The sequence below is a fragment of the Mycobacterium cajalii genome, assembly GCF_045809005.2.
GTDB lineage: Bacteria > Actinomycetota > Actinomycetes > Mycobacteriales > Mycobacteriaceae > Mycobacterium.
Map to the genome: position 1 here is coordinate 822,250 of NZ_CM141436.1, position 21,842 is coordinate 844,091.

Annotated in this window: 22 protein-coding genes and 2 pseudogenes; 15 read left to right on the forward strand and 9 right to left on the reverse strand. The window is 71.9% G+C overall.

What is annotated here, in order from left to right; genetic code table 11:
• Positions 1-62: 62 nt before the first annotated feature.
• The 3 genes from ACJ512_RS03860 to deoC are packed head-to-tail and all read left to right on the forward strand — an operon-like array spanning position 63 to position 1,451.
• Positions 63-350: a DUF2516 family protein gene (locus ACJ512_RS03860; RefSeq protein WP_407685222.1), complete on the forward strand. Its 288-nt coding sequence runs from the start codon at positions 63-65 to the stop codon at positions 348-350.
• A gap of 4 nt (positions 351-354) precedes the next feature.
• Positions 355-783 (forward strand): DUF2599 domain-containing protein, encoded by a 429-nt coding sequence (locus ACJ512_RS03865; protein WP_407685223.1) that lies wholly within the window; start codon positions 355-357, stop codon positions 781-783.
• Complete coding sequence (gene deoC / locus ACJ512_RS03870) at positions 783-1,451, forward strand: deoxyribose-phosphate aldolase (RefSeq protein WP_407685224.1); 669 nt, start codon at positions 783-785, stop codon at positions 1,449-1,451. The genes ACJ512_RS03865 and deoC overlap by 1 nt, the downstream gene beginning before the upstream one ends.
• A gap of 10 nt (positions 1,452-1,461) precedes the next feature.
• On the opposite strand, the gene ACJ512_RS03875 is transcribed toward deoC, so the two are convergent.
• From ACJ512_RS03875 to ACJ512_RS03885, 3 genes are read right to left on the reverse strand one after another with little or no spacing between them, the layout of a single operon-like run.
• Entirely contained in the window at positions 1,462-2,508 is a 1,047-nt protein-coding gene (locus tag ACJ512_RS03875) for an LmeA family phospholipid-binding protein (RefSeq protein WP_407685225.1), read from the reverse strand.
• Positions 2,505-3,347 (reverse strand): carbon-nitrogen hydrolase family protein, encoded by an 843-nt coding sequence (locus tag ACJ512_RS03880; protein WP_407685226.1) that lies wholly within the window; start codon positions 3,345-3,347, stop codon positions 2,505-2,507. The genes ACJ512_RS03875 and ACJ512_RS03880 overlap by 4 nt, the downstream gene beginning before the upstream one ends.
• Positions 3,348-3,357: 10 nt before the next feature.
• Positions 3,358-3,879 carry a DUF2505 domain-containing protein gene (locus tag ACJ512_RS03885; RefSeq protein WP_407685227.1) on the reverse strand — a complete coding sequence of 174 codons (522 nt, stop codon included), beginning with the start codon at positions 3,877-3,879 and terminating at the stop codon, positions 3,358-3,360.
• A 26-nt stretch (positions 3,880-3,905) separates the two neighbouring features.
• Between ACJ512_RS03885 and ACJ512_RS03890 the strand changes: the two genes are divergently transcribed.
• Both ACJ512_RS03890 and ACJ512_RS03895 read left to right on the forward strand, forming a co-directional pair.
• Positions 3,906-5,018, forward strand: coding sequence for a UDP-N-acetylmuramate dehydrogenase (locus ACJ512_RS03890; protein WP_407685228.1), 1,113 nt, complete (start codon positions 3,906-3,908; stop codon positions 5,016-5,018).
• Between the two features lie 82 nt (positions 5,019-5,100).
• Positions 5,101-6,465 carry a L,D-transpeptidase gene (locus tag ACJ512_RS03895; protein WP_407685229.1) on the forward strand — a complete coding sequence of 455 codons (1,365 nt, stop codon included), beginning with the start codon at positions 5,101-5,103 and terminating at the stop codon, positions 6,463-6,465.
• Here the strand turns inward: ACJ512_RS03895 and ACJ512_RS03900 are convergent.
• A complete protein-coding gene (locus ACJ512_RS03900) occupies positions 6,437-7,198 on the reverse strand; it encodes an SDR family NAD(P)-dependent oxidoreductase (protein ID WP_407685230.1) in 762 nt (253 codons plus the stop codon). The two genes, ACJ512_RS03895 and ACJ512_RS03900, sit on opposite strands and share 29 nt — an antisense overlap.
• A gap of 173 nt (positions 7,199-7,371) precedes the next feature.
• On the opposite strand from ACJ512_RS03900, the gene ACJ512_RS03905 reads away from it, so the two are divergent.
• From ACJ512_RS03905 to regX, 6 genes and pseudogenes are all read left to right on the forward strand, one after another.
• The gene (locus tag ACJ512_RS03905; RefSeq protein ID WP_407685231.1) at positions 7,372-8,625 is read left to right on the forward strand and encodes an ROK family transcriptional regulator; all 1,254 of its coding nucleotides are present in this window, start codon (positions 7,372-7,374) and stop codon (positions 8,623-8,625) included.
• Between the two features lie 57 nt (positions 8,626-8,682).
• Positions 8,683-10,056 (forward strand): D-inositol-3-phosphate glycosyltransferase, encoded by a 1,374-nt coding sequence (gene mshA, locus ACJ512_RS03910; RefSeq protein WP_407685232.1) that lies wholly within the window; start codon positions 8,683-8,685, stop codon positions 10,054-10,056.
• Positions 10,053-10,602: pseudogene (locus tag ACJ512_RS03915) on the forward strand (type III secretion system chaperone family protein); the annotation flags it as partial. The gene mshA and the pseudogene ACJ512_RS03915, both read left to right, overlap by 4 nt.
• 117 nt (positions 10,603-10,719) lie before the next feature.
• On the forward strand, positions 10,720-11,475 hold the full coding sequence (locus tag ACJ512_RS03920) for a phosphoglyceromutase (protein WP_407685233.1): 756 nt from the start codon (positions 10,720-10,722) through the stop codon (positions 11,473-11,475).
• 150 nt (positions 11,476-11,625) lie between these two features.
• A complete protein-coding gene (locus ACJ512_RS03925; RefSeq protein WP_407685234.1) occupies positions 11,626-12,858 on the forward strand; it encodes a sensor histidine kinase in 1,233 nt (410 codons plus the stop codon).
• Between the two features lie 49 nt (positions 12,859-12,907).
• On the forward strand, positions 12,908-13,591 hold the full coding sequence (regX, locus tag ACJ512_RS03930) for a two-component sensory transduction protein RegX (protein ID WP_003873718.1): 684 nt from the start codon (positions 12,908-12,910) through the stop codon (positions 13,589-13,591).
• Here the strand turns inward: regX and ACJ512_RS03935 are convergent.
• The 4 genes and pseudogenes from ACJ512_RS03935 to ACJ512_RS03950 all read right to left on the reverse strand — a co-directional run.
• Positions 13,588-13,935, reverse strand: a pseudogene (locus ACJ512_RS03935) (NUDIX domain-containing protein); the annotation flags it as partial. The gene regX and the pseudogene ACJ512_RS03935 overlap by 4 nt on opposite strands.
• A 121-nt stretch (positions 13,936-14,056) precedes the next feature.
• On the reverse strand, positions 14,057-15,922 hold the full coding sequence (locus ACJ512_RS03940) for a GMC family oxidoreductase (RefSeq protein ID WP_407685236.1): 1,866 nt from the start codon (positions 15,920-15,922) through the stop codon (positions 14,057-14,059).
• Positions 15,919-16,248 carry a hypothetical protein gene (locus ACJ512_RS03945; RefSeq protein ID WP_407685237.1) on the reverse strand — a complete coding sequence of 110 codons (330 nt, stop codon included), beginning with the start codon at positions 16,246-16,248 and terminating at the stop codon, positions 15,919-15,921. The genes ACJ512_RS03940 and ACJ512_RS03945 overlap by 4 nt, the downstream gene beginning before the upstream one ends.
• Positions 16,245-17,198 (reverse strand): hypothetical protein, encoded by a 954-nt coding sequence (locus ACJ512_RS03950; RefSeq protein ID WP_407685238.1) that lies wholly within the window; start codon positions 17,196-17,198, stop codon positions 16,245-16,247. Before ACJ512_RS03950 ends, ACJ512_RS03945 begins: the two co-directional genes overlap by 4 nt.
• Before the next feature lie 45 nt (positions 17,199-17,243).
• On the opposite strand from ACJ512_RS03950, the gene ACJ512_RS03955 reads away from it, so the two are divergent.
• Positions 17,244-18,020: a FadR/GntR family transcriptional regulator gene (locus ACJ512_RS03955; RefSeq protein ID WP_407685239.1), complete on the forward strand. Its 777-nt coding sequence runs from the start codon at positions 17,244-17,246 to the stop codon at positions 18,018-18,020.
• Here the strand turns inward: ACJ512_RS03955 and ACJ512_RS03960 are convergent.
• Positions 17,976-18,770, reverse strand: a complete 795-nt coding sequence (locus tag ACJ512_RS03960; protein WP_407685240.1) for a hypothetical protein — start codon at positions 18,768-18,770, stop codon at positions 17,976-17,978. The two genes, ACJ512_RS03955 and ACJ512_RS03960, sit on opposite strands and share 45 nt — an antisense overlap.
• Positions 18,771-18,968: 198 nt before the next feature.
• Between ACJ512_RS03960 and ACJ512_RS03965 the strand changes: the two genes are divergently transcribed.
• Genes ACJ512_RS03965 through ACJ512_RS03975 form a run of 3 tightly spaced genes read left to right on the forward strand, consistent with a single transcriptional unit; the run spans position 18,969 to position 21,829 of the window.
• Positions 18,969-19,985 (forward strand): Ppx/GppA family phosphatase, encoded by a 1,017-nt coding sequence (locus ACJ512_RS03965; RefSeq protein WP_407685241.1) that lies wholly within the window; start codon positions 18,969-18,971, stop codon positions 19,983-19,985.
• Entirely contained in the window at positions 19,982-20,950 is a 969-nt protein-coding gene (locus ACJ512_RS03970; RefSeq protein ID WP_407685242.1) for a hypothetical protein, read from the forward strand. The genes ACJ512_RS03965 and ACJ512_RS03970 overlap by 4 nt, the downstream gene beginning before the upstream one ends.
• Positions 20,951-20,986: 36 nt before the next feature.
• On the forward strand, positions 20,987-21,829 hold the full coding sequence (locus tag ACJ512_RS03975) for a sugar phosphate isomerase/epimerase family protein (protein WP_407685243.1): 843 nt from the start codon (positions 20,987-20,989) through the stop codon (positions 21,827-21,829).
• Positions 21,830-21,842 lie beyond the last annotated feature (13 nt).

Consider the following 21,842-nt stretch of genomic DNA (forward strand, 5'->3'; position numbering starts at 1 on the left):
CCCTCGCGCGACCCGGACCACCAGAGTCGACGTTTCCGGCGGCGCCCGCATACCCTTGAGGCGTGACACACCTCGTGGGCACCGTCATGTTGGTCTTGCAGATCGCCGTCCTGGTGACGGCCGTGTATGCCTTTGTGCACGCGGCGCTGCAGCGGCCCGACGCCTACACGGCCGCCGAAAAGCTGACCAAGCCGGTCTGGTTGGTGATCCTGGGCCTGGCCGTGGCGCTGACCTCCATCCTGAGTTTCGTCTTCGGCGTGCTGGGAATGGCGATCGCCGCCTGCGCGGCCGGCGTGTACCTGGTCGACGTCCGGCCCAAGCTCCTCGAAATCCAGGGCAAGTCGCGCTAGCGGGATGAGGGCCCTGTCGGCTGCGCTGACCGCGGCGCTCGTCGCGCTGCCGGGTCCGTTGGCCACCGCCGATCCCGGCCGCGGCGCGGGCGGGTCCGCGCTGCCGCCGCCGCCCTACGTCGATCACACGCAGTGGACGCAGTGGTCCGGCATGCCGCGCCTGCGGGTCTTCCCGACACCGGCCGCGCGGGTCACCTCCCTGCGGCCCGGGACGGCCGACGCGGCCGACGAGGCCTGGTCGGAGTTGCTCGCGCTGGCCCCGAACGCCGGAACCCCCGGCATGCGCGCGCAGTTCGTCTGCCACTGGCAGTTCGCCGAACGGGCGCTGCCCGGCAAGGTCAGCTGGAACCTGGAGCCGTGGAGGCCCGTGGTCGGCTACGACGACATGGTGGCATCGGGGTGCAATCCCGGCGGCGCGGAAGACGTGTCCTAGTGGCGGGCCGGCCCACCCGGGCGCAACTGGCCGCGCTGGTGGACCACACGCTGCTCAAACCCGAGGCCACCGACGCCGACGTGACGAGCCTGGTCGCCGAGGCCGTCGAGCTGGGTGTGTACGCGGTGTGCGTGTCGCCGTCGATGGTGCGGGCCGCCGGGGGCGGTGTGCGGGTCGCCGCGGTGGCCGGTTTCCCGTCGGGCAAGCACGTGCCGGCGGTCAAGGCGCTCGAAGCGGGCGGGGCCGTGGCCGACGGCGCCGCCGAGATCGACATGGTCATCGATGTCGGCGCGGCGCTCAGCGGCGACGTGGACGCGGTGCGCCGCGACATCGAGGCGGTGCGCGGCGCCGTGCCCGGGGCGGTGCTCAAGGTGATCGTGGAGTCGGCGGTGCTGTTGGGGCAGGCCGGTGAGCGCGCGCTGGTGGACGCCTGTCGCGCCGCCGAGGCGGCCGGTGCCGACTTCGTCAAGACCTCGACCGGCTTTCACCCCGCGGGCGGGGCGTCGGTGCGCGCGGTCGCGCTGATGGCACAGACCGTCGGCGGCCGGCTGGGCGTCAAGGCCAGCGGCGGGATCCGCACCGCCGCCGACGCCCTGGCCATGCTCGATGCGGGCGCGACCCGGCTCGGCCTGTCGGGCACCCGGGCGGTGCTCGACGGGCTGGACTGAACGCCCGGCCTCAGAGGTTGGCGAAGCAGGGGTCCTGGCCGCTGCCGCCGCTGCCGGTGGGGATCGTCGCGTTCTGGGTGGAGAACTTGCTCACCACGCCGGTGTCGGTGACCTGCACGCTGTCGGCGTGAATGCCCAACGGGTAGTTCTGGGTCAACTTCGTGGTGAAGTTGTCCAGCGTCGACTGCACGGATTCCTTCGGCATCGTGAAGCCCAGCGCGTTGAACGTCTGGATCTGCAGCTGCAGCCCCTTGCCCTGCACGATCGGCTTGGCGGTGATGTTGTCGAGCATGCCCTTGAGCTCGATGGTCCCGTCCTTGGGGTGGGTGGTCACGCTGTTGGTGACGAACGGACCCAGGACCGGGATGGAGTTCTGCACGGTCTGCTTGATGCCTTCGGCCGTCCAGGTGATGGTGGCGTCCAGCGATCCGACGGTGCCCTTGGAGTTGGCCGTCGACTTGAGCTGGACGTCCCGGATGTCGATGGCGATCTTCATGCCCTTGGCGTCGCGGATCTGGTTGCCGGCCGTCGACACCGAGATGTTGGTGAAGTGCTTGGTGGCCAGCTGCCACAGCATCAGCGGCGTCACCCCGAACGACGCGGTGGCCTTGTCCTTGACCTCGCAGGCCACCGCCTCGGCGACCTTGGTGTCGGCCACGTGGCGGGCGTACAGCTCGGCCCCCACCAGCCCCCCGATCAGCAGCGCGAACACGATGATGAAGACCAGCAGGATGGACAGCGGGTCACGCAGGAAGCGCCGTTTGCGCTTCCCGCCCGACGGGCCCTCGTTGGCTGCCGCCATCCGTTCCGTCGGCGGCGTGGGCGGGCTCGGCGGCGGGGCGTAGGGGGGACGCTGCCGGGGCGCGTGCGGCGCCCCCAGCTGGTCGGTCTGGCCGGGCTGCTGGCCGGGGCCGGGAGCCGGCGGTCCCTGGGACGGATCGCCGGTGGGCATCCGCTCGGTGGGCCGCTCGGTGGGTGGTTGACCGAAGGGACCTTGGTTGCCGGGACGGGACCACATCGGCGGGCCCTCGTTCGGTGGTCCTTGTGGGTTCGTCACTCAACCGATTGTGCCCTATCGGCGCGAGCGAACGCCGAGCGGTTGCGCAGCACCGCGATGGCATCCCGGGCGCGCGCCACCCGGTCGACGTCGATGTCGGCGAACACCAGTTCGGGGTGCGACCCGGCCGACGCGATCACCTCACCCAGCGGCGAGGCCACCAGGCTGCCGCCCACCCCGGTCGGCGCGCCCGAGGCCGCGAGGTCCTGCCCGGGGTCGGCCTGGCCGGCCGCCGCGACGTAGCTCGTCGAGTCCAGCGCGCGGGCACGGGCCAGCAGCCGCCACTGCTCGAGCTTGCCCGGGCCCGCACCCCAGGAGGCGCAGACGACGATCAGCTGGGCGCCACGCCGGGCGAGTTCGGTGTAGAGCTCGGGAAACCGAATGTCGTAGCAAACGCTCAAACCCACCCGGACGCCGTCGACGGTGATCACCACCGGCTCGTGGCCGGGCGCGACGGTCCGCGACTCGGTGAACCCGAACGCGTCGTAGAGGTGGATCTTGTCGTAGTGGGCCCACAGCTGGTCCGAGGGCTGGTTGGGCGATCCCGGTCCCGCCGCGATCAGCGTGTTCGTCACCCGGCCGTCGCCGGACGGGGCGAACATCCCGGCGATCACGGTGACACCGAAGTCGGCGGCGATCCGCCGGACGCCGTCCGCCCAGGGCCCGTCGACCGGCTCGGCCACGGGCGCCAGCGGGACGCCGAACCGGCACATCGTCGCCTCGGGGAACAGCACCAGGCGCGCGCCGGCGTCGGCGGCCCGGCCGGTGTACTCGCGGACCAGCTCCAGGTTCGCGGCGGGCTCGGTGCCACTGAGAATCTGCGCCAGGGCGATCCGCATGGGCGCCAGCTTAGAGCGTGTTGCCCGCGATCCACTCGCTGGTGAAGCGCTGTTCGGCCGCCACCAGCTCGGCCAGGCGCGTGCCGATGATCCTCTCGACCTTGCCGCCGATGATCGGCGCCCGCACCTGCACGGTGATGCGGAAATCCAGGCGGGCGCCGCAGGGCGCGGGCGACAGCTCGGCGGTGCCCCACACGTTCACCGGGGCGTCCACGATCTCCCCGGCGATGGAGGCCGTCGCGGCCCCGTCGGTGACCGGCCCCCAGGTCTCCTCGCGCCGGATGCACAGGTCGCCGCGGTGTAGCTGCGTGACCATGGCGGGCAGATTGTGACTACACACCACCTGCCGGGTGACCACCTCGATGGTGGCCGCGTCACCGGACCGGCCGCCGACCCGGATCGACTCCAGCTCGGCCTCGTCGACGGGAATGTCGGCCAGCCGGGCCCGCCAGTACTCCTCCTCCTGGAAGGCGCGGTGGATGTCTTCGACGCCGCCCGAGTAGTCGGCGGACAAGTCGAATGAACGCGGCATAGCTGGTCAGGCTACCGTTACGGCCCATGACACCCAGCGGTGCCGGTTCCGGCTACGCCGGTGCGCAGGTCGGCGAGGCGGTGCCGCTGGCGCCGCTGACCACGTTGCGCGTCGGCCCGGTCGCGCGTCGCCTCATCACCTGCACCAGCACCGAGCAGGTGGTCGCCGTCGTGCGGCAACTCGACGCCGAGGCCCGCGGCGGCGGTGCCGGCGTCGACGGCGGACCGCTGCTGATCTTTGCCGGCGGCTCCAACGTCGTGATCGGGGACACCCTGACGGACCTCACCGCGGTGCGGTTGGCCGGCGCCGGCATCACGGTCGAGGGCGATCGGCTCCGCGCGGAGGCCGGCGCGGTGTGGGACGACGTCGTCGTCACCGCCATCGAGCACGGGCTGGGCGGGCTGGAATGCCTGTCCGGCATCCCGGGCTCGGCGGGGGCGACCCCGGTGCAGAACGTCGGGGCCTACGGCGCGGAAGTGGCCGACACGATCACCCGCGTCCGGGTGCTGGACCGCAGCAGCGGTGCGGTGCGCTGGATACCGGCGGGTGAGCTGGGCTTCGGCTATCGCACCAGCGTCTTCAAGCGGGCCGGCCAGTCCGGGCGCGGGGTGCCCGCCGTCGTGCTGGAGGTGGAGTTCGCGCTGGACCCGTCCGGGCGCAGCGCACCGCTGCGCTACGGCGAGCTGACCGCCGTGCTGAACGCGGCCGCCGGCGAGCGCGCCGATCCACGGTCGGTTCGCGACGTGGTGCTCGGCCTGCGCGCCCGCAAGGGCATGGTGCTCGACGCGGCGGACCACGACACGTGGAGCGTGGGATCGTTCTTCACCAACCCGGTGGTCGCCCACGACGTGTACGAGCGGCTGGTCCGCGAGGGGCCGGTCCCGCACTACCCGGCGCCGCACGGCGTCAAGCTGGCCGCCGGCTGGCTGGTGGAGCGGGCGGGCTTCGCGAAAGGGTTCCCGGACGACGCGGCGGCGCGCTGCCGGCTGTCGACCAAGCACGCGCTCGCCCTGACCAATCGCGGGGGCGCCACCGCCGCGGACGTCATCGCCCTGGCCCGGACCGTGCGCGACGGGGTGCGCGACGTGTTTGGCATCACATTGTCGCCGGAGCCGGTGCTGTTCGGCTGCGCGCTCTAGCTGCCGGTTTCCGGCGGTCAGGAGCGGTTCGCGAGTCGTCGCGTCCGGGCGTGGTCGTTATCTCCCGGTATCTTTGTTTGGCGTGAGCAGATCCAGCGTCCCGCCGCCGATCAACCGGCGCCTGGCCTTGGCTGCTCTGGGGCTCGGCGCCTTCGCCCCCGGCGTCCTGGCCGCCTGCGGCGGCACCGTGACCAGGCATGTTCAGAAGAACGAACCGCCGGCGCCGCAGCTGAAGTTCCAGCCGGCCGACGCCGCCGCCAACGTGGTCCCCACCGCCGCGATCAGCGCCCAGGTCGGCGAGGGCTGGTTCCAGAAGTTGGCGCTGACCAACTCGGCGGGCAAGGTCGTTGCCGGGGTGTTCAACTCCGACCGCACCGCCTACACGGTCACCGAGCCGCTGGGCTACGACTCGACCTACACCTGGAGCGGTTCGGTGGTCGGCCACGATGGCAAGGCGGTTCCTGTCGCGGCCAAGTTCACCACCGTGTCCCCCACCAAGACGATCGACGGGGGATTCCAGCTGGCCGACGGCCAGACCGTCGGTGTCGCGGCGCCGGTCATCATCCAGTTCGACTCGCCGATCAGCGACAAGGCCGCCGTCGAGAAGGCCATCACCGTCACCACCGAGCCACCGGTCGAGGGCTGCTGGGCCTGGCTGCCCGACGAGGCGAAGGGCTCCCGCGTGCACTGGCGCCCCCGCGAGTACTACCCGGCGGGCACCTCGGTCAACGTCGACGCCAAGTTCTACGGGGTGCCGTTCGGCGACGGCGCCTACGGGGCGCAGGACATGTCGCTGAAGATCGCGATCGGCCGGCGCCAGGTGGTCAAGGCCGAGGTCACGTCGCACCGCATCCAGGTCCTCACCGACGCCGGCGTCATCATGGACTTCCCATGCAGCTACGGCGAGGGCGACCTGGCCCGCAACGTCACCCGTAACGGCATCCACGTGGTCACCGAGAAGTACTCCGACTTCTACATGTCCAACCCGGCCGCCGGCTACACCAACGCCCACGAGCGCTGGGCGGTGCGCATCTCCAACAACGGCGAGTTCATCCACGCCAACCCCTCGAGCACGGGCGCGCAGGGCAACAGCAACGTCACCAACGGCTGCATCAACCTCTCGACCGCCGACGCCGAGGAGTACTACCGGACCGCGATCTACGGCGACCCGGTCGAGGTGACCGGCAGCCCGATCCAGCTGTCCTACGCCGACGGCGACATCTGGGACTGGGCCGTGGACTGGGACACGTGGGTGGCGATGTCGGCGCTGCCGCCGCCGACCGCACACACGCCGGCCTCCCAGATCCCCGTGACCGCACCGGTCACGCCGTCGGACGCCCCCACGCTGTCCGGGACACCGACCACCGCGACGACCCCGACCACCACGACGACCACAACCACCACGACCACTACGACCACTACGACGTCGCCTGGCTTCGGCGGTTGAACCGACTGGTCGAGGCCTGGTCGCGCGGCCGCATGACGACCAGGTCCAGGTCGACGTGGGCGGGCCGGGAGGCCACGAAACCGATCACCTCGGCGACGTCGGCGGCCGTCAGCGGCGTGATGCCCGTGTACACCGCGTCCGCGCGCTGTTCGTCGCCGTCGAAGCGGACCAGGGAGAACTCGGTCTCAACCGCCCCCGGGGCAATCTCGGTGAGCCGCACCGGTTTTCCGAGCAATTCGCCGCGCAGCGTGCGGTGCAGCGCGCCCTGGGCGTGCTTGGCCGCGGTGTAGCCCGCGCCGCCGTCGTAGACCTCGAATCCCGCGACCGAGGTGACGGTGACGATGAGGCCGTCGCCGGAGTCGACCAGCTTGGGCAGCAGCGCGCGGGTGACCCGCAGCGTGCCCAGCACGTTGGTCTCCCACATCCACCGCCAGTGCTCGAGGTCGGCGTCGGCGACCGGCTCCAGCCCCCGCGCGCCGCCGGCGTTGTTCACCAGCACGTCGACGCGATCCAGCGCACCCGCCAGCGCGTCGACCGCCGCGTCGTCTGTGACGTCCGCCACAAAGGCGGTCCCGCCGACCTCGTCGGCCAGGGCTTCGATCCGGTCCGCGCGGCGGGCCACCGCGACCACGTAGAACCCTTGCGCGGCGAGGGTTCTGGCGGTCGCCGCCCCGATCCCGGAACTGGCGCCGGTGACTACCGCGACCCGTCGGTCCCCGCCCGCTGTCGTCATCGGAGCAACTCTAGTGAACGTGTTAAATTTCCGATGTGCACCCCAGCGCCTTGTCCAGCACGAGCACCGCGTGTCGTCTCGCGGGCCGCTCGTGTTGTCGCCGCGCACTTTGCCGCTCCTGATCTTCTGGCGTGGCCAAAGACCGGCGATCGAAAATCGGACAAAGGACGCTCGTGCGCTCTACCACCCTCACCTCCGGCCGGCACGGGGCCGGCCGAAAGGCCCACACCCGGCCACACCCCCGGATCTTTCCGCCGGCCCTGCACCTCTCGGACTCCGCGGCCGCGTCCGTGTTCCGTGCCGTGCGGTTGCGCGGCCCCGTCGCGCGTGACCTCATCGCCGGCGTCACCTCGCTGAGCGTCGCGACGGTCAACCGCCAGGTGACCGCCCTGCTCGACGCGGGCCTGCTGCGGGAGCGCGCTGACCTGGTCGTCGCCGGGGCCATCGGGCGCCCGCGGGTGCCCGTGGAGGTCAACCACGAACCGTTCGTGACGCTGGGCATGCACATCGGTGCGCGCACCACCAGCATCGTGGCCACCGACCTGTTCGGCCGCACCCTGGACACCGTCGAGACGCCGACACCGCTGCATCCGGCCGGGACGGCGCTGGCCGCGCTGGCCGACAGCGCCGCCCGGTATCTGCGGCGCTGGCACCGGCGCCGCCCGCTGTGGGCGGGGGTGGCCATCGGCGGCACCGTCGACGGCGCGACGGGCTGCGTCGACCACCCGCGGCTGGGCTGGCGCCAGGCCCCCGTCGGCGCGGTGCTGGCCGAGGCGCTGGGCCTGCCGGTGTCGGTGGCCTCGCACGTCGACGCCATGGCCGGCGCCGAGCTGCTGCTCGGCCAGCGGCGGTTCGCGCCCAGCTCGCCGACCAGCCTGTACGTCTACGCGCGCGAGACGGTGGGTTACGCGCTGGTGATCGGCGGCCGGGTGCACATCCCGGCCAGCGGCCCGGGCACCATCGCGCCGCTGCCGGCCCACTCCGAACTGCTCGGCGGCACCGGGCGGCTGGAGTCCACCGTCAGCGACGAGGCGGTGCTGGCGGCCGCGCGTCGGCTGCGGATCGTGCCCGCGGGGCCGGCCAACGGGCCCGCCGGCGCCGTCACCGACCTGCTGCGGGTGGCCCGCGCCGGCAACCGGCAGGCCCGGGAGCTGCTGGCGGAGCGGGCGCGGGTGCTCGGTGAGGCGGTGGCGTTGCTGCGCGACCTGCTCAATCCCGACGAGCTCGTGGTCGGTGGCCAGGCCTTCACCGAATATCCCGAGGCGATGGAGCACCTCAAGGCGGCATTCGCCGCCCGCTCGACGCTGCCGCAGCGCGAGATCCGCGTCACCGCCTTCGGCGACCGGGTGCAGGAGGCCGGGGCGGGCACGGTGTCGCTGGCCGGCCTGTACGCCGACCCGGTGGGCGCGATGCGCCGGACGCGGTAGGGCCGTGCCACGGGCGCGCGCGGGCCGCCCGCGGACCCGTCCTGTAAAGATGAAAGCGTGCGGCACGATGACGCCTCCCGGCCATCCGGCGACAAAGCGAGTCGGTTTGCGGTGACCCCGCGCCGGGTCGCGCTGCTGGCGGTGCACACCTCGCCGCTGGCCCAGCCGGGCACCGGCGATGCCGGAGGCATGAACGTCTACGTGCTGCAGAGCGCCCTGCACCTGGCGCGCCGGGGCATCGAGGTGGAGATCTTCACCCGCGCCACCGCGTCGGCCGACCCGCCGGTCGTGCGGGTGGCGCCGGGCGTGCTGGTGCGCAACGTGGTCGCCGGGCCGTTCGAGGGCCTCGACAAATACGACCTGCCCACCCAGCTGTGTGCGTTCGCGGCCGGGGTGCTGCGGGCCGAGGCGTCCCACGAGCCCGGCTACTACGACCTCGTGCATTCGCACTACTGGCTGTCCGGGCAGGTCGGCTGGCTGGCCCGCGACCGCTGGGCGGTCCCACTGGTGCACACCGCCCACACCCTGGCCGCGGTGAAGAACGCGGCCCTGGCCGACGGTGACGCACCCGAGCCGCCGCTGCGCACGGTCGGCGAGCAGCAGGTCGTCGACGAGGCCGACCGGCTGATCGTCAACACCGACGACGAAGCGGGACAACTGGTTTCGATCCATCATGCCGATCCGGCGCGCATCGACGTGGTCCACCCCGGGGTGGACCTCGACGTCTTCCGGCCGGGCGACCGCCGCGCCGCCCGGACCGCGTTGGGGCTGCCGCTCGACGAGCCCGTGGTGGCCTTCGTCGGCCGGATCCAGCCGCTGAAGGCGCCCGACATCGTGTTGCGGGCCGCCGCGAAGCTGCCCGGGGTGCGCGTCGTCGTGGCCGGCGGGCCGTCGGGCAGCGGGCTGGCCTCCCCGGACGGCCTGGTCTCCCTCGCCGGCGAACTCGGCATCACGCAGCGGGTGACATTCCTGCCGCCGCAGTCGCGCGCGAACCTGGCCACCTTGTTCCAGGCGGCCGATCTGGTCGCGGTGCCCAGCTATTCGGAGTCGTTCGGGCTGGTCGCCATCGAGGCGCAGGCCTGCGGCACGCCGGTGGTGGCCGCCGCGGTCGGCGGGCTGCCGGTCGCGGTGCGCGACGGGGTCTCCGGCACGCTGGTGGCCGGGCACGACATCGACGACTGGGCCGCGGCCCTCAGCGATCTGCTGCGGCTCACCGACGGGGCGCGGGCCGGGGCGATGAGCCGGGCCGCGGCGGCACACGCGGCGACGTTCTCGTGGGAGAACACCACCGACGCCCTGCTGGCCAGCTACCGGCGGGCGATCGGGGAGTTCACCGCCGGGCGCCGGCGCCGCGGCGGCGCGTTGTCGTCGGACCGGGCCTCGGCGCGCGGTCCGCGCCGCTGGGTGTCGCGCCGGGGGGTGGGGGCATGACGTCGTCCGATTCCGATCAGTCCGTGCGGCAGGTGATCGAGCGCGCGCTGCAGACCAGCGGCCTGACCTACTCCGAGACCCCCGGATCCCACGGCGGCCCCCCGGGGCTCGTCGTGGAGCTGCCCGGCGAGCGCAAGCTCAAGACCAACACCATCCTGAGCATCGGGGAGCACTCGGTGCGCGTCGAGGCCTTCGTGTGCCGCAAACCCGACGAGAACCACGAGGGCGTCTACCGGTTCCTGCTCAAGCGCAACCGCCGCCTCTACGGGGTCGCCTACACCCTGGACAACGTCGGCGACATCTACCTGGTGGGCAGGTTGTCGCTGGCCTCGGTCGACGCCGACGAGCTCGACCGGGTGCTCGGTCAGGTTCTCGAGGCGGTGGACTCGGACTTCAACACGTTGCTGGAGTTGGGTTTTCGCTCGTCGATCCAGAAGGAGTGGGACTGGCGGGTGTCGCGGGGCGAGTCGCTGAAGAACCTGCAGGCGTTCGCCCACCTGATCCACGAAGACGACGACGCAGAGCGCGAAGCGCGATGAGGAGGAGTCGAGCAAGAATCCGCGAAGACGACGATGCAGAGCGCGAAGCGCGATGAGGAGGAGTCGAGCAAGAATCGGCGAGGACGACGAGGGCGACGGTTCGCGTCCATGAGATGCTAGGCCGATGCAACCGCGAAACCCCGGCACGTTGGTGCTGCTGCGCCACGGTGAGAGCGAGTGGAACGCCAGCAATCAGTTCACCGGCTGGGTCGACGTCGGGCTGACCGACAAGGGGCGGGCCGAAGCGGTCCGCAGCGGCCGGTTGCTGGTCGAACACGACTTGTTGCCCGACGTGCTGTACACCTCGTTGCTGCGGCGCGCGATCAGCACGGCGCACATGGCTTTGGAGACCGCCGACCGGCTGTGGATTCCGGTACGGCGCAGCTGGCGGCTCAACGAACGCCATTACGGTGCGCTGCAGGGCCTGAACAAGGCCGACATCAAGGCGCGCTACGGCGAGGAACAGTTCATGGCCTGGCGGCGCAGCTACGACACCCCGCCACCGCCGATCGAGCAGGGCAGCCAGTTCAGCCAGGATGCCGACCCGCGGTACGCCGACATCGGCGGCGGCCCGCTGACCGAGTGCCTGGCCGACGTGGTGGACCGGTTCCTGCCGTATTTCACCGACGTCATCGTCCCGGATCTGCGTAGCGGCAAAACCGTGCTGGTCGTCGCGCACGGCAACTCGCTGCGTGCCATGATCAAATACCTCGACGGGATGTCGGACGAGGAGATCGTCGGGAGCAACATCCCCACCGGCATCCCGCTTCGCTACGACCTGGATGCCCAGCTGCGGCCGATGGTTGCCGGCGGCACCTACCTCGACCCGGAAGCCGCCGCCGCCGGCGCCGCGGCGGTTGCCGGGCAGGGCCGCGCCTAGCCCACGGCGGCGTGCGCGGCGCCCCGGAACCCGGGTTTGCCAAACATCACGTGAACGACAGCCGAATACCTGTTGCGTAGCCTGTGACTTGTCCGATTTTGGCCTCATTCCGCTAGGGCTGCGTTCAGAAGGATTTGTAGGATTTCTTATGTGACTGTGTTCTCGGCAGTGTTGCTGGCCGGGGTCTTGTCCGCGGTGGCGCTGGCCGTGGGTGTTGCGGCCGGTATTCGGCTGTCGTCGCGGCTGGCCCAGCGCCGGCAGCGGGCGGCCGCCGAGTCCACCGGGATCACGGTCGCGCAGATGCTGCAGCGAATCGTCGGACTGATGCCGTTGGGCGCGGCGGTGGTGGACTGCCATCGCGACGTCGTCTACCGCAACGAGCGGGCCAAGGAACTGGGCCTGGTGCGCGAGCGGCAGCTTGACGACCAGGCCTGGCAGGCCGCGCAGCAGGCGCTGGACGGTGACGACGTCGAGTTCGACCTGCGGCCGGCGAAACGCGCGCCGGGGCGGTCGGGGTTGTCGGTGCACGGGCACGCCCGGTTGTTGAGCGAGGAGGACCGCCGGTTCGCCGTGGTGTTCGTCCACGACCAGTCCGACTACGCCCGCATGGAGGCGACCCGGCGCGACTTCGTGGCCAACGTCAGCCACGAGCTCAAGACCCCGGTCGGAGCCATGACTCTGCTCGCCGAGGCCCTGCTGGCGTCGGCGGACGACTCCGAGACCGTGCGCCGGTTCGCCGAGAAGGTGCTCATCGAGGCCAACCGGCTCGGCGACATGGTCGCCGAGCTCATCGAGCTGTCCCGGCTGCAGGGCGCCGAGAGGCTGCCCGACGTCACCGCCATTGACGTCGACACCGTTGTCTCCGAGGCGATTTCGCGCCACAAGGTGGCCGCCGACACCGCCGACATCGAGGTCCGCACCGATGCGCCCAGCGGCCTGCAGGTGCTGGGCGACCCGACGCTGCTGGTCACCGCGCTGGCCAACCTGGTGTCCAACGCGATCGCCTATTCGCCGAAGGGGTCGCTGGTCTCGATCAGCCGCCGCCGCCGCGGCGAGAACGTCGAGATCGCCGTCACCGACCGCGGTATCGGGATCGCGCTGGAAGACCAGGAGCGGGTTTTCGAGCGGTTCTTCCGCGGCGACAAGGCGCGCTCGCGGGCCACCGGCGGCAGCGGGCTGGGCCTGGCCATCGTCAAGCACGTCGCGGCCAACCACAACGGCAGCATCGGCGTGTGGAGCAAGCCGGGCACCGGGTCGACGTTCACGCTGTCCATCCCGGCTGCCCTGGCGTCCCAGCGGGACGACGAGGGGGAACTCGAGCACCCACGGGGCCGCGAGGTGCGGCCCAACCGGCCCCAACGAGAGGAAGAACTGAGCCGATGACCCGCGCCCATGACGATGCAGAGCGCAGCGATGAGGAGGAATGGCGCCGATGACGAGTGTCCTGATCGTGGAGGACGAGGAGTCGCTGGCCGATCCGCTGGCATTCCTGCTGCGCAAGGAGGGCTTCGAGGCCACGGTGGTCACCGACGGGTCGGCCGCGCTGGCCGAGTTCGACCGGGCCGGTGCCGACATCGTGCTGCTGGACCTGATGCTGCCGGGCATGTCGGGCACCGACGTGTGCAAGCAGTTGCGGGCCCGTTCCAGCGTGCCGGTGATCATGGTGACCGCACGCGACAGCGAGATCGACAAGGTGGTCGGGCTGGAACTGGGCGCCGACGACTACGTCACCAAGCCGTATTCGGCGCGTGAGCTGATCGCCCGCATCCGCGCCGTGCTGCGCCGCGGCGGCGACGACGACTCCGAGATCAGCGACGGCGTGCTCGAGTCCGGGCCGGTGCGCATGGACGTCGAACGCCACGTCGTCTCGGTCAACGGTGACACGATCACGTTGCCGCTCAAGGAGTTCGACCTGCTCGAGTACCTGATGCGCAACAGCGGGCGGGTGCTGACCCGCGGCCAGTTGATCGACCGGGTGTGGGGCGCGGACTACGTCGGCGACACCAAGACGCTCGACGTCCACGTCAAGCGCCTGCGGTCCAAGATCGAGGCCGACCCGGCCAACCCGGTGCACCTGGTGACCGTGCGCGGGCTGGGCTACAAGCTGGAGGGCTAGCGCGGCTCGTCCCTCGGCGGCGAACCGTTGGAGTCGAAGACGGTTCGGGCGTCGCCGCGGGCGCTCAACTCGATACGGCGACGCATGTCCTGCGTCATCCGCGGAAGCTCGTCGGGGTCGAACCACGCCGCGGCGGTGCTCTCGTCGTCGGCCGCATACGGCTCGCCGGACACCCACTGCATCCGGAACACGTGATCCAGGTATTGGGCCCGGTCGCCGTTGGCGTGGACGGCCCGCCGGGTCACGTGCACCCACACGAGCCGGATGGCCCACGCGCTTACCCCGGTTTCTTCGCTCACTTCGCGCGCGGCGCAGTCCGCGGGATTCTCTCCGGGCTCGACGATCAAATCGGGGATCGGCATCCAATTGAGTGTGCGTCGAGGGCGTTCAGCGTGCATCCAGGGCGGTGGGCACCGGCGTGTCGTCGCCGAGGTTTCACCCTCGTCGCGGAGGTTTCACACTCGATCAGCGGGCGCTGAGCACCTCGTCGGCCACGCCCAGCGCCACGGCCATGATCGACACCTGCGGGTTCACCTCCGGGCAGCTGGGCAGGATGGACGCGTCGGCGACCCAGACGCCGTCGACGCCGCGCAGCCGCCCCGTCCCGTCGACCGGGCAGCGCTGCTCGTCGGCACCCGCCGCGGCGGTGCCCGTCGGGTGAAACGCGGCCAGGTGCAGGCTTTTCGGGTTGCTGCCCCGCAGCGCGTCGCGCAGCGCGGGCAGCGAGGTGACCGTCGCCGCGCCGGGCAGGCCGGTCAGCACCTCCACGGCGCCCGCGGCGAACAGCAGCCGCCCCATGGCCTCGATCGCGGTCATCAGCCGGGCGACGTCCGCGCGGTCGATGTCGTAGCGCACCACGGCCTCGCCGCGCACCGAGGACACCGAGCCGACGCCCCGGTCGGCCACCATGGCGCCGAACGTCGCGACCTGCGGGGCCCGGTCGAGCCAGCCGAGCAGTTCGGCGCCGTAGCCGGGGAAGACCATCGACCCCATCCCCGGCGGCGTGGAGGTGGCTTCGATCAGCACGCCGTGCGACTCGTGCAACTCGTCGACGGCGGCGCTCTGCAGCACCCCGTGCCAGGCGACGACGTCGTCGTCGAAGCGCCCGGCGAGCATCGTCGCCGGATGCAGCGCCAGGTTGCGGCCCAGGCGCGGGTGCGCGCCAAGAGCGCTGCGCCGCAACAGGGTCGGAGTCTCGGTGGCGCCGGCGGCCACGACGACCGTGTCGGCCAGGACGTCGATCGCGGTGCCGTCGGGACGCCGCGCGCGCACCCCGAGCGCGCGCCCCTGCTCGTGCAGCACCCGTTCGACGCGCGCCTGCGCGATGATGCGGGCGCCGGCCGCGCAGGCCTCGGGCAACGCGTTGAGGTGCACGCCGAACTTGGCGTTGCGCGGGCAGCCGATCGCGCACTGGCAACAGCCGCCGCAGCCCGGCGCGTTGCGGGGAATGGGCGCCGCGCGCCAGCCCAGCGCCGCGGCGGCATCGAGCAGCGTGCGCCCGTTGCGGCCCATGACCTCCAGCGGGACCGGCGCGACCCGCAGCGTGGCCTCGACATCGTCGAGATGAGCGGCGAACCGGTCGGGATCGGCCGGCCGCAGGCCGAAGTCGTCGTGCCACCGGCGTTGTACCGCCGGCGGGGGCCGGTAGCAGGTTCCGGAGTTCACCACGGTGGTGCCCCCGACCGCACGCCCGATCGGCAGTACCACGGACGGTCGCCCCAGCGCGACGGTCGCCCCCGCGCCGCGGTACAGCCCGGCGTAGCGGTCGATCGGGTGGGTGCTGCGGAACTCCTCGACCGTCCAGCGGCGCCCCTCCTCGAGCACGACGATGTCCAGACCCGCCCGGGCCAGGGTGCGGGCCGCCATCGCGCCGCCCGCGCCGGAGCCCACGATCACCGCGTCGGCGGCCACGACGGAGCCGCTCTCGGTGGAGGGCGTGACGTCCAGGTCCGCGTCCGGCCGCGCCGCCCCGTCCTGCGTGGCACGCGAAAGAAGTTCCGGCGCAAAGGTGTCCGCGCCGTTGGCGAGCAGCACGATCGCCTTGAGGGCCTCGACGGCCGCACCCGTCTCCGGGGTGAGCGCGCCGACGCGCCGCAGCACCGCTTCGCGGCCGCGCGGGTCGAGCCGCGACAGCGACCGCCCGGTGCACAGGTAGCTCGCCGCGGCCACCGAGGCCAGCCCGGCCCGCATGGCCAGCCGCGAAGACGGCGGCAGCTGCCGCAGGTAGCGCTCCACGCGCTCGACGAGCTGGGCCGGTGTCGGGCCGCCGTGTTCGGCGGGCAGCAGCGCGGCGCCGAACGAGGCGGTCACCCGGTCGGCGAACCGGCTCACAGCAGCCGGCCGGCCCGGCGGCCCAGTTTGAGGAACAGCGGATAGGTCGCGAAGATCGCGCCCGCCGCCGCGTGCATGGGCCAGCCGAGACGCTCGGTCTGCACGCCGAAAACCCCGCTGTTCCACATGAAGTCGCGGCCGTCACGGGCCCGGAAGGGTCGCCAGAGCAGCCCGAGGCCCGGCACGTTCTGGTAGAGCCCGAACGAGCCGCCGAAGAAGACCCCGAGGGTGGCGGCCTCGGCGACGTCGCGGCGGTCGGCGGGCAGGCGCCGCTCGATGAGCACGCCGGAGGCGAACAGCATGGGGGGGTCGAACAGAAAGCTCATGTCGTCGGGGTCCTTTCGTTCACGACGGGTGCCTCGTCACCGCGCAGGCCGACTTCGGCGTGCCCACTTCCCAGCACCGACCAGCGCCGCTCGCCGATCTCGATGTGGATGTCGGCCTGTTCGGTGTTCGTGCACACCGCGGTGCCCCCGTCGGGGTCGGTGTAGGCCAGGCTGACGCACCGCTCCGGTGGCTGGTCGACGCGGATGAGCGCACGACGGCCACCGAGGCGTCCCTCCAGCTGCCAGTGCATCACGCCGAGCGTTGTCCGCATCCACAGTGCCGGCAAAGGGCTTGCGGGCCAATCCCTTCCGTTGATGCGGAACCGAACGAACGCCAGCGGCGCGAGCCGGCGCAGGCCCGGCTTGTGTGACACGGCGGTGACCACCTCGAGGGCGTCGCCGTCACCGAGGTCGGCGTGCAGCCACCCCCAGCGCCTGGCGTTGCCGTGCCCGTAGATGTGCGCGACACCGCCGCGCCACCCCTCGACGCGCGCGGCGGTGCCGTCGACGGTCAGGCTGCCCGCGAACTCGGCGGTGGGGGCGAGGACCACCTGGGCGCCCGGCAGCAGTTCGCGGTCCCAGGCCGCACGGGGGAACGTCCACAGCGGCCCGCCGGTGTCCTGCCAGGACACGTCCCATGCCAGCGAACCGGCGCTTCCGGCCAGCCGCTGTGGGGCCGCCCGCACGCCCGCGGCGTCGAACCACGTGGCGCCGGTCGCGGGACGGGTGGGTTCGGGACCGAATCGTTCGGTGCGGGGCGGGCCGTCGGGCGGGAACCGGCTCACCCAGCCGTGCGCGTAGGCATCGCCCCGCACCGGGGCGACCGTTTCGCAGTGGATCCACAGGCCGGCGCGCGTCAGCGGATCCGACAGGGTGACGTACCAGACTTCCAGGCGCCCGGCCTCGCCCCGCCAGCGCGGAGCCGACGCCGAACGCATCTCGTCGTCCATCGCTGCACCTCCCACGCCGGTGCGTCCACTATATTGGTTGGACCAATGAACCAGTCAAGTCCGATCCGGCCGCCGGACCGCCACCGCGTGGACGAACAGATCGCCGCGTCGATCGCCGACGCCATCCTCGACGGCGCCTTCCCGCCCGGCTCGGCGCTGCCGCCGGAACGGGAGCTGGCCGAGCAGCTCGGCGTCAACCGCACGTCGCTACGGCAGGGGCTGGCCCGGGTGCAGCAGATGGGACTCATCGAGGCCCGGCACGGCAGCGGCAACGTGGTGCGCGACCCGCAGGGCCTCACCCATCCCGCGGTGGTCGAGGCGCTGGTCCGCAGGCTGGGCCCCGAATTCCTGGTCGAGCTGTTCGAGATCCGCGCCGGACTCGGGCCGCTGATCGGCCGGCTGGCGGCGCAGCGCAGCACCCCCGCTGACGCCGAGGCGCTGCAGTCGGCGCTGACCGCGGTACGGGAGGCCGACGGCGCCGGGGAGTGTCAGGCCGCCGACCTCGCCTACTTCCGGGCGCTCATCCACGGCAGCCGCAACCGTGCGCTGGGTTTGCTGTACCGCTGGGTCGAGCAGGCCTTCGGGGGCCGCGAGCACGAGCTGACGGCGGCCTATGACGACGCCGCGGCGGTGGTGGCCGGACTGCGGGCGATCACCGAGGCCGTGCTGGCGCGCGACCCGGACGCGGCCGCCGCCGCGGTCGAGGACTACCTGCGGGCCAGCGCGCAGCGCATGGTCGTGGCCTACGGCACCAGCCGGGCGGCCGCCGAGGCTGTGCTACTCGGCGAATCGAGTGGCGGGATGCACCGCGACGAGCCCTAACTTGCTGCGCCGCTTGCACATCGCCGCCAGTTCCGCGTAGGCCTTCGCGCCCAGCAGTTCGGTGAGCTCGTCGGCCAGGCTCTCCCACACCTGCGTGGCGCCGATGTGGGCGCCGGGGTCGCCGGTGCAGTACCAGTGCAGGTCCGCTCCGCCGGAGCCCCAGCCGCGGCGGTCGTATTCGGTGACCCAGGTCTTGAGGATCTCGGTGCCGTCGGGCCGGGTCACCCATTCCTGGCTGCGCCGGATCGGCAGCTGCCAGCAGACGTCGGGCTTCATCGTCAGCGGCGCGACACCCAGCTTGAGGGCTTTGCTGTGCAGCGCGCACCCGGCGCCGGCGGGAAAGCCGGGGCGATTCAAGAAGATGCATGCGTCCTTGTGTTTGCGGGTGCGGTACTGCGGTTGCCCCTCGTGCTCGTCGAGCTCCAAATACCCCTTGCGACCCAGGCCCTTGTCGCGGAACTGCCAGTCGTCGTCGGTCAGCTCGGACACCGCGTCGTCCAACCGGGCGCGGTCGTCGTCGTCGGACAGGAACGCCCCGTGCGAGCAGCAACCGTCGTCGGGTCGACCGGCCACCGTGCCATGGCAGGCCGGCGTCCCGAACACGCACGTCCAGCGCGAAAGCAGCCAGGTCAAATCGGCCGCGATCAGGTGCTCGGGGTTGTCGGGGTCGTAGAACTCCACCCATTCGCGGGCGAAATCCAGATCGACCTCTTGCCCGGGGCGGGGGTCCGGATTCGGCACGGATCCCACGGTAGACCACGATTCCGGCCCGACGGCCCGCTGACACCCCGGGCCCCGGCGCGAGCGTGCAGCGCCGGGCTGGATCGGATTGCCCGCCTCCTCCTCAGACCGCCACGCGGTCTGCATCGTCGCCGGGCTGGATCGGATTGCCCGCCTCCTCCTCAGACCGCCACGCGGTCTGCATCGTCGCCGGGCTAGGTTGTTTGCGTGCGATTGGGCGTGCTCGACGTGGGTAGCAACACGGTCCATTTGTTGGTGGTCGATGCCCACCGCGGCGGACACCCCACTCCGATGAGTTCGACGAAGGCCACGTTGCGGCTCGCCGAGGCGACCGACAGCTCGGGCAAGATCACCAAGCGCGGCGCGGAGAAGCTCATCTCGACGATCGACGAGTTCGCCAAGATCGCCGACAGCTCGGGCTGCGCCGAGCTGATGGCCTTCGCCACCTCGGCGGTCCGCGACGCCGAGAACTCCGAGGACGTGCTCGCCCGGGTGCGCAAGGAGACCGGCGTCGACCTGCAGGTGCTGACCGGGGTCGCCGAGTCGCGGCTGACCTTCCTGGCGGTGCGGCGCTGGTACGGCTGGAGCGCCGGGCGCATCGTCAACCTCGACATCGGCGGCGGTTCGCTGGAGCTGTCCAGCGGCGTCGACGAGGAACCCGAGGTGGCCCTGTCGCTGCCCCTGGGCGCGGGGCGGTTGACCCGCGAATGGCTGCCCGACGACCCGCCCGGCCGCCGCCGGGTGGCGATGCTGCGCGACTGGCTGGACTCCGAGCTGTCCGACGCCAGCGTCGCCGTGCTCGACGCGGGCGCCCCGGACCTGGCGGTGGCGACGTCGAAGACGTTCCGCTCGCTGGCGCGGCTCACCGGGGCGGCGCCCTCGGCGGCCGGACCCCGGGTGAAGAGGACACTCACCGCAAACGGCCTCAGACAACTCATATCTTTCATCTCTAGGATGACGACCGCTGACCGCGCGGAGTTGGAAGGGGTGAGCGCCGAAAGAGCACCGCAGATCGTGGCGGGTGCCCTGGTGGCGGAGGCGAGCATGCGAGCGCTGTCGATCGAAACGGTGGATATCTGCCCGTGGGCCTTACGCGAGGGCCTCATCTTGCGCAAACTCGACAGTGAAGCCGACGGAACGGCCCTCGTCGAGACCGCGGTGCGCGATGCTGGAGACCGGGTAGGGGATCGGAACGCGAACCGATCGAGAGGCAACAAAGCATGACCGGACCACACTCCGACACCGAGAGCCCCGGCACTCGGCCCATCTCGGTGGCCGAATTGCTGGCCAGAAACGGAACGATCGGCGCCCCCGCGGTCACCCGGCGCCGCCGCCGCCGGCGCGGTGACAGCGACGCGGTCACGGTCGCCGAGCTGACCGGGGACATCCCGGTCATCCGGGACGACCACGTCCCCGGACGCGAGACCAACGGCACCCGCACGGCCGAAGCCCCCGAAGCCCCCGAGCAGGAACCTGGCGTCGCCGCCGACGACGGGCGGAAGAGGCCGTACTGGTCGGAGCCCGAGCCGCGCTGGCCCACGTCGCCGCCGCCGCCGCCCGCGCGCGTGTCCGGGCCCGAGCGCAGCGCCTACCCGCGGCCCGTGCGCCAGGCCGACGAGCACGACGCCGAGCAGCAATCCGGGGCCGAGGGGATGAGTCCCGACCCGGTCGACGACTACGCCGGCATGCCCGTGGACGTAATGGACTCCGAGGTGCGCGACGCCGATCTGGTGGACGAAGACTCCGCCTACGTCCGCTCCTACCTGGACGATTCGACCCTGTTCGGCGGCCAGACGCTCGCCGACGAGCTCGCCCGACGGCGCGGCGGCGCCGAAGCGGTGGAAAGCGGCGAAGACCGCGACTCCGACGTCGGCGACCGCGCCGTCGAGCCGCGCCGGGACGAGGCCGGCGGGCCGGGCAAGTTGGAGGCGCTGTGGCGCGGCAGCGTGGTGGTCGTGCAGTCGATCCTGGCGGTCGTCTTCGGGGCCGGGCTGTTCATCGCCTTCGACCAGCTGTGGCGGTGGAACAGCATCGTGGCGCTGGTGCTGTCGGTCCTGGTCATCCTCGGGCTGGTCGTCGGAGTCCGGGTGGTTCGCAAAACCGAGGACATCGCGAGCACGCTGATCGCGGTCGCGGTCGGCGCGCTGATCACGCTGGGGCCGCTGGCGCTGTCGTTGCAGTCGGGCTAGACACACCCACTCGGAACCCAGTCGGAACCACGGACAGTGCGCCCAGCCATCAAAGTCGGTCTGTCGACGGCCTCGGTGTACCCCTTGCGCGCCGAGGCCGCGTTCGAGTACGCGGCCCGGCTCGGCTACGACGGGGTCGAGCTGATGGTGTGGAGCGAGTCGGTCAGCCAGGACATCGACGCCGTCCAGAAGCTCTCACGGCGCTACCGCGTGCCGGTGCTGTCCGTGCACGCGCCCTGCCTGCTGATCTCCCAGCGGGTGTGGGGCGCGAACCCGATCCCCAAGCTGGAGCGCAGCGTGCGGGCCGCCGAGCAACTGGGCGCCCAGACCGTCGTCGTGCATCCGCCGTTCCGCTGGCAGCGGCGCTACGCCGAGGGATTCAGTGAGCAGGTCGCGGCGCTGGAAGCGTCGAGCGACGTGCTGGTCGCCGTCGAGAACATGTTCCCGTTCCGGGCGGACCGCTTCTTCGGGGCCGGTCAGTCCCTCGAGCGGATGCGCAGGCGCGGCGGCGGGCCGGGACCCGCGATCTCGGCGTTCGCGCCCTCCTACGACCCGCTGGACGGCAGCCACGCCCACTACACGCTCGACCTGTCCCACACCGCCACCGCGGGCACCGACGCGCTGGACATGGCGGAGCGGATGGGCGCGGGGCTGGTCCACCTGCACCTGTGTGACGGCAACGGGCTGCCCGCCGACGAGCATCTTGTTCCCGGGCGCGGCACCCAACCCACCGCCGAGGTCTGCCAGATGCTGGCCGCCGGCCATTTCGCCGGACACGTGGTGCTGGAGGTCTCCACGTCCTCGGCGCGCTCGGCCCACGAGCGCGAGACCCTGCTCGCCGAATCGTTGCAGTTCGCCCGCACCCACCTGTTGCGCTGACCCCCAGGAGATC